The sequence below is a fragment of the Cyanobium sp. N5-Cardenillas genome (assembly GCF_024345515.1).
Taxonomy (GTDB): Bacteria; Cyanobacteriota; Cyanobacteriia; order PCC-6307; family Cyanobiaceae; genus Cyanobium.
Map to the genome: position 1 here is coordinate 31481 of NZ_JAGQBG010000003.1, position 7569 is coordinate 39049.

Sequence of the window (7569 nt, forward strand, 5' to 3'; positions counted from 1 at the left end):
CCTTTCCCTCGTTGCTCATCACGTATCCAAAAAATTTGGCTTGACCCTCAAGCAGTCACTTCGTTATGGCCTCAGGGATATGGCCAAGACTTTTCTTGGCGGTCGGGTTTCGACAGATCAGCTGCGCCAAGGTGAGTTTTGGGCAGTTCGTGATGTGAGTTTTCAGCTCGAAAGGGGTGAATCTCTCGGCATCATGGGAGTTAATGGTAGTGGCAAGAGCACTCTGCTGAGAATGCTGAACGGAGTCTATGCCCCGGATGCAGGTCATATTCAGATTCGCGGACGTGTCGCTGCTTTGATTGCTGCTGGAGCGGGATTCGCTCCCATGCTTTCTGGAAGAGAAAACGTGTATATCAACGGTGCTCTATTGGGTCTGACCAAGAGGCAGGTAGACGCGCTAATTGATGAGATCATAGCTTTTTCTGAGCTGGAAGAGTTTATCGACTTGCCTGTTCGCAACTATTCTTCTGGCATGTTTGTGCGTTTGGGATTTGCCATTGCAGCATTAAGTCGACCGGACGTCCTGTTAATGGATGAAGTGCTGGCCGTTGGCGATCTTAACTTTCAAAAGAAGTGTTTTGACTGCATTCTAAGTATGAAGAAGCAGGGCACTTCTATCATCCTTGTTTCCCATTCCCCTGGTTCCATTTGGGCCGTTTGCGACCGAGGGCTGTTCATGGATCATGGACACGTCGTTGTCGCTGGCACAGCGGAGGATATCGTTCGTGCCTATGACGACCAGAATTCTCGAAATGCGGTTGAATCAAACCTGCGGTTTTCAGCAGCGCATACAGCAACTACACATGCGGATATCACACTGATGGAGAAGGAATCATTGCCTGCCCCATCCCGCGGCCAACTTCAAAGTGTAGACGGTGTTGTCTGCAGAGAGTTTCGCATCCTGTCAAGGCAGAATGGTGCTGAAGTCTGTGAAATTGACTTTCATGAACTGGTTGATCTTCAATTGGTGATTGACGTCTACCAAGTGACCAAGAATGTATCCGTTCGCGTGGTGATTGATGCTTCACACTACAAGAACATATTGGTACTGGATAGCTATGAGCAGGGCCTCATGATTGATGAGCTTTTGCCGGGGCGCTACTCTTTTAAGATTTCTTTGCAAGCCAATTATCTCCGGCCTGGTGCTTATACATTCAATGTTACTGTTATCAGTAAGCACGTCGCAGCCCACCTTTCGCTGTGGCTCAAGTGTGCCACTATAGTCATCAGAACACCGAGGGACCTGTTCCTTTATGCAGAGCCCTTGGCGGTAGTCCACCTTCCCGCTACATTTAGCTGCCAACCGCTGTTGGCCGACCAGAGGTCACTTCATGCTTGATGTCCAGACAAATCATTTTCAAGCACTTTCTTCCTATGAAGACTGTGCAATGTTGTTCTCAGAATCCGTCACTAATGTCATTATTGAGATCTCCAAGCACTGCAATCGGTCTTGTGACTATTGCCCTGTAGCGGCTTCGGATCGTGCATCCAGTGCAGAAGTGTTTCGCGAAAACCTGTATGAATCAATAATCCGAGACTTGGCCAAGATCAATTACAGTCAGAGTATTTGCCTTAATCTCTACAATGAGCCTTCCGCAGACAGAGCTCTTTTGCTGAAGCGCATTCAGTTTTGTCGAGAAGTATTGCCTGATGCGAGGATATATTTTAGCAGCAATGGCGATTATCTGACGGAAGATTATATCCATGCAATGGTTCAGGCGGGACTATCGGAACTCTATGTCACGCTTCATTTGGCCAAAAGTGAGCCCTATTCGGACGCCAGCGCAATCTCCCGCTTTACTGAATTCTCTGCACGATTAGGAAAGCCTGTAAAGATCCATACAGCATCACCGAATCACACTATACAGGGAAATCTCAGATTGCACGGACTTCCAATCACGGTGTTTTCCACCAACTACATGTCGTATGGATCTGACCGGGCTGGTTCCGTTGCATCCATTACGAATTCCGAGTTCAAGCGGACGTCTCCCTGTAATCGCCCCTATCAAGACTTCACGATTTCTTACAACGGCATCGTGTTTCCCTGTTGTCAAATGTTTGCGGACAATCCAGAGCACACATCGAACTACGCTATTGGAAATATTTCTGAGTATGAGTCTATCTTCCATGCCTATGCCTCATCTGCCATGGCCGGCTGGCGTCGTGATCTTCTACGGGAAAGTCCCAAGATGACGCCCTGTGAATCCTGTACAGAGGGTTGCTATGAAGTCTCCCAGGCTGAACGTGAACAGCGAGATGCTCTGTATAAGGAGTACGTTGGACCCATCTTGGATTCTCGTGTGATCAACCAATCGAGTCGACTGCGAAACCGGATTCGCTCCCTTTTCAGTACGAAGCTTGTTTGACGTGTTTGTCGATATCCGTCGCAATCTCTGCGCTCGTCTCCACTCCAGGCTTCGCCAGATTGGCAGGAAGATTATGTCAATGCCGCTCATTAATCGCTGGCATATCGCACCAAGAGACGGTTTTGATCTTATCCCTAGTGGCCAATATGATTATGTACCAAAAGGTACCTATGTTTATGGCCTAGCCTCTCATTTCCTGATCGTCCCCAAGAATCGCTATCGTCTTAATCTGCTTCCTGGCATGGAGGTATCTGATGAGAATGGAATAGGTTGGATCACTGAGGAGAATACCTCTAGTGGCTACGATCTCCTTTGGGGTAAGGAAACCAATCTAGAGCTCTTTCGAGAGGAGGGCGGGCATGTCCGAGATATGTTGACGGGGGAAATTGTTGATTACGTAGAAGGAAGTCTGCCGGTTGCTGGAAAGATCGTCGATATCGGATGTGGTGTCGGTGATCTTTTGGCGGAGGTACTTCAGCGTCGGCCTGATTCTGCACTCCACGGCCTGGATTTCTCAGAAAAGGCGATCGAGGGAGTTCGGGCAAGGTTTAACTCAGAACACTTCATGCGCCATGTGATTGAGCATGATCTACCTTATGCCTCCCATGAGTTTGATGTGGTTTTCTGTACTGACGTACTAGAACATCTTGAAAGACCCAAGTTGATTGCTTCGGAACTTGTTCGTATATGTCGGCCTGGAGGCATGGTAGTTATCGTTGTTCCAGACGGCGACGTTGATCAGTTTCTTGGCCACTACTGGTTTTGGAACCAAGAAAGCTTATCCTTATTGTTGGCTGAATGGGAGCCTCAGGTGATCCGCTTACCCGCGACACGGGAGTTCCTTGCTCGCATTCTGGTTCCTTATGGGAGAGAGGCCGAGTGATCAAGGCGAGACTTCAACCGCGCCAGCGACTAGACAGGGCTCTATTCAAGTTGTTGAAGCTGATGGTGGACAGACTTGCTGTTTCACCCCTGCTCTCAAATACTGACAGTCTGGTGGATTTGGTTTGGACACTACATCCACTCATCATTAATGCAGCAAACGCCGGAAATGGGGAAATCAACCCCCAACTTCTCACAGCGCTGAGGTCTCTCCTCGCATCTGGGTTGCCAACGGATGCTCAATCCCTGATCCCCTCATTGGCGCGACGGGAAAGCCCAGTAGAAAGCACGTGGACGTACCAAAACCAGTCCATGCATTGGGACATCCAGTCCAGCGATCGGGTTCTCGACGTGGGTTGCGGAGGTTGGCCATTTAAGCATGCGACTCATCTAGCTGATAAATATCCGGAAACCACTACGCATCGTACGGAAAGTCTGGCACGTGATCATCGACCATTTCATCAAGTCGATTTAGAACAGCTGCCATTCTCGGATAAGTCTTTCGACTTTGTGTTTTGCTCGCATGTCTTAGAGCATACTGACAATCCTGGTACAGCCATGCGCGAGCTTTGTCGGGTGGGCAAGCGCGGCTATGTAGAAGTGCCCACGAGGCTCTCTGACGTGATGTTTAACTTTACCCGCCTGGAAAACCATCACAAATGGCATGGACTTGTGGTTAAGGATACAGTGATTCTAATTGAATGGAGCGACTCGGAGCGTCGAGAGCTTGGCAATGAATTCTACAACGAACTGCATAGCACCTATGACAATAACTTTCAACGCTTCTTTGCCAGAAACCGCGCTCTATTCTTTGCTTCTCTACATTGGAATGAAGAGCTCAACTTTCTCGTAATCGATAAGTATGGAAACATCGTAGACGCGAAAGGGGCATCTTAAGTGCCATGACACTCTACACAAATGACCTGCGCTGTGTCTCTTGCGATCGAGAGACTGTTCTGGCAGCTACTGATGCGGGACTTGTCTGTAGGTGCTGTGGTGCTGATTATGCCAATGTCTGGGGTGTTCCATTCATCGGGAGCTATGAAGCCGAGGATGTCCTTGGACTGATCGAGATTGCTGCCAACTCCCGTAACCGCGGCAACTTTGGCCTTTCGCCGGAAGTAGTTGAATCCTGGGAGAAGATGTTATCTGAGTATCATGACGCTTGTGATAAGGAGGCTTACTGCAAAAGTCAAGACGACCAACATCGGCAGTGGCTGCAGCATCGGTATGGAGAATGGCTGGAAGTCAATCATCTTTCTAGCGATATTCAGCTAAAGGGCATGGATGTCTTGGATATTGGAGCGGGGTTAGGGTTTGACAGTCACCGTCTCGCCATGCGAGGTGCCAACGTCACGGCGCTGGAGTTCTCTCCTCTCCTCGCGGAGGCAGGTAAAGCACATTTCCCCCACATTAGATGGATTGGTGGTTTTTCCCATGTCCTCCCTTTTAAGTCAGGCAGTTTCGATGCAGTTTTCTGTAATGCTGCTTTGCATCACATGCGCGATATCCCAGCTGCATTATCTGAGGCTCTACGCGTCTTAAGGCCTGGGGGCTATTTGATCACGACTTGCGATTCGTTCTGTCCCAGCCACGCCAAGGAGGATGCCGAGCTATCTATATTTGATGCAGAGCCGTCTGTTCTTCTTGGTGTTAATGAGCGCGTTCCACGCTTTTCGGAATTTGTAGAGACTCTCGTTCGTCACTCAGAAGTTCTTGAAGTTCAGTTGTTCACCCATACGCTCTACAACGCACCATTCCATGGAACGCTCACATCGTTAACACCATGGGACTTCACTAAAGATAGGACGATGCTGGAGACACGTAGTGGCTCTCTGGCGATGCGGATTCGCCTTAAATCCGCCTGGCAGGAGCAAGCTAATCGCCAGCATGGTTCCCTGCTGGCACCTCGTCAGTATGCTGATTGGCTTGCATCCGGGTCTTCTGCAGTTTCCCGCCTTGCACCTCTGATTCCAACACACTACCTTGATCTTGCTTTCCCCGGTGAGGGTGGATCCAAGTTTGAAATGCTCAATGGCTGGCGCCTCCCCCGCCCATTTCAGTATGCACGTACGGGGTATCGCCGTGGACGATGGTTCCTGCGCCGTCCTGCAGATGCGGATACGCTAGCGTTTGAGATTGGCCTTCCCCATGGCCTTGGTGGGGCGCCCAGTGGTTTTCAGGTCCTACTGGATGGCAAGACTATTGATGAGTTTGTTCTCGCACTTGATGCCTGGATGCCTGTCAACGTTGATGTGGCGCATATTAACCCGGGGCAGGCGTTCGCGATTGAAATAATAAAGTCTGAAGGCGACGATAGCCTTGACGGCGCTGCCTTTGTTGCTCGTGATCGCCGTTTCGTCCGAGCTTGTACGTCTGATCCTCAGAGAACTGCTCCGACTGTCTACGCTGTGATCCCAGTATATAATCGCCTTCAATACACCCTTTCCTGTATAGCCTTTCTTCAAGCACAGGACTATGTATCGTTGCACATCATCGTATCCGATGGCGGGTCGAATGATGGGACAGTAGATGTGGTGCGAAATGTTTTCCCAGATGTTACGGTTCTAACCTCCAAACAGGAACTATGGTGGGCTGGCTCCATGGCAGCGGGTGTTATCCATGCTATTAGCGAGAGCACTCATGATGAAGACTGTCTTCTCATGATGAACAATGATACCGAGATCCCGGTCAATTATGTCTCCACTCTCGTTTCGGCCTCGCAGCGCTTTAATGCAGCAGTAGGTTCACTCATCGTTGACCGTAATGACACGACCCGTATTCTTGATGCCGGTGAGTATGTGTCTTGGCCGACTTATTCGTTCCCGGTGAAGAACTCTATCGAGCGATCAGAGCTGTTCCGCGATGACGTCGACTTTCTCCCAGGGCGTGGAACTTTAATCCCATTGTGGATGATACTTCAAGCGGGTAATGTGGATGCCATCAACTTTCCCCACTATCTCGCTGACTACGAGTATTTCTACAGGTTGAAATCTGCGGGTTTTCGTCTTGGGGTCTGCTACGAGACCCGCTTATTGGCTTTGATTCAGGAGACAGGCATTGTTCCTGGAGCCGGAGTCACTGACTTCCGTTCAGTGCTTCGCGAACTCTTTGCCCGTGCTTCTATGGGTAACGTCATCGATCATTGGAGGTTTGTCTCAAGGCATGCTCCCACTCGATATCGAGTCCTTATCCATATCCGAATCATCTTTGGTGCATTAAAGCAGCTGCTGCTGCGGACTCAGTTGCGCCCAGCCTTCCTTCCTCTTTACTACTGTGTTCACTTCATCAAAAATCAAATTCAGTCCTTTTATCGCCTACCCTCTAATCTTCGCGCCCATCGCATGCAGATTGTGTGCAACCCGCATCTCTTCCCCTCTCTAGTTCGGCTGCCGATATACATGATCTTTTGCCCTGGGCTTCTTCGAAGTAGAGACTTTGATCGGCTTAGGGTCTCTCCTGGTGATCTTGTGGCCAAGGGATTAGTTAAGGAGTGTTCTTTGCCAGGCTGGTATCAATTTGTAAGGATCAGCTGGGATGAACTCTCTAGTCAGCCTGTCCTGCGCGCCCTTTTTATTCGGGCCTGGAACCCCATCCTCAAACCGACCAGGCTGCTTCTCGTTTGGCGTATGCGTAACCGAACACAGCCGTAGTCGCTTTCCATGACCTCAAGGATCAACTACTCCGCATGATGCGCCAAACGACAGACCTAACTATCGGGATAGAACTCATCAATGACAAGACGTGGATGGGCGGCACCATCTATCTTTCAAACCTGGCTCAATGTGTTTTCAAGCTTCCTCTCCAGGAGCGTCCCAAGGTTCGACTTCTTGGTGATCCGGAGATGGTGAGTGCTGTCCAAAAGGCTATCGCGCTGCAGCCAGGCAGGATTCCTCAAGAACTGTCTGCATTCCCTCATAGGCGTCTGCGTGATATCTCTTTCATGGGCCTGATCCCTGGTTTGCTTACGCGTCTCTTCCGACGATCTATCGAACCTGTAGATATCCTTTACCCTGGTTTCGGCTTGACTATTCCCGGGGCCAAAACAATAAGATGGATTCCCGACTTCCAGCATCGATATCTTCCGAATCTCTTCTCTGCAGATGAGATTCATGCTCGCGATGAATCCATAGGTAAAGTGGCTTCAGGGCAAGGCATTGTTATTCTCAGCAGCCAGGTGGCTCTTGATGACTTTCGACGCTTCTTCCCTGATTCAGTTGCAACTCCTCGTGTTTGGTCCTTCCATTCACTAATCAACTTGTCCCAAGGAGTTCCAGCCGATGAGTCTTCTTTCACTCTTGAGCTGCCCTCAAAGTATCTC

Annotated in this window: 6 protein-coding genes; all 6 read left to right on the forward strand. The window is 49.7% G+C overall.

Translation table 11 applies throughout. The annotated features are described in order from the left end of the window. Positions 1-40 precede the first annotated feature (40 nt). The gene (locus KBZ04_RS00585; RefSeq protein ID WP_254989975.1) at positions 41-1339 is read left to right on the forward strand and encodes a polysaccharide ABC transporter ATP-binding protein; all 1299 of its coding nucleotides are present in this window, start codon (positions 41-43) and stop codon (positions 1337-1339) included. Continuing rightward, on the forward strand, positions 1332-2366 hold the full coding sequence (locus tag KBZ04_RS00590; protein WP_254989976.1) for a radical SAM/SPASM domain-containing protein: 1035 nt from the start codon (positions 1332-1334) through the stop codon (positions 2364-2366). The genes KBZ04_RS00585 and KBZ04_RS00590 overlap by 8 nt, the downstream gene beginning before the upstream one ends. A 1-nt stretch (position 2367) precedes the next feature. Continuing rightward, on the forward strand, positions 2368-3249 hold the full coding sequence (locus KBZ04_RS00595) for a class I SAM-dependent methyltransferase (RefSeq protein WP_254989981.1): 882 nt from the start codon (positions 2368-2370) through the stop codon (positions 3247-3249). Positions 3250-3311: 62 nt separating this feature from the next. Then, positions 3312-4145, forward strand: a complete 834-nt coding sequence (locus KBZ04_RS00600) for a class I SAM-dependent methyltransferase (RefSeq protein WP_254989982.1) — start codon at positions 3312-3314, stop codon at positions 4143-4145. A 5-nt stretch (positions 4146-4150) separates the two neighbouring features. Then, the gene (locus tag KBZ04_RS00605; RefSeq protein WP_254989977.1) at positions 4151-6901 is read left to right on the forward strand and encodes a methyltransferase domain-containing protein; all 2751 of its coding nucleotides are present in this window, start codon (positions 4151-4153) and stop codon (positions 6899-6901) included. Between the two features lie 38 nt (positions 6902-6939). Continuing rightward, on the forward strand, positions 6940-7569 hold a 630-nt coding region (locus KBZ04_RS00610), incomplete at its 3' end, for a hypothetical protein (RefSeq protein WP_254989978.1).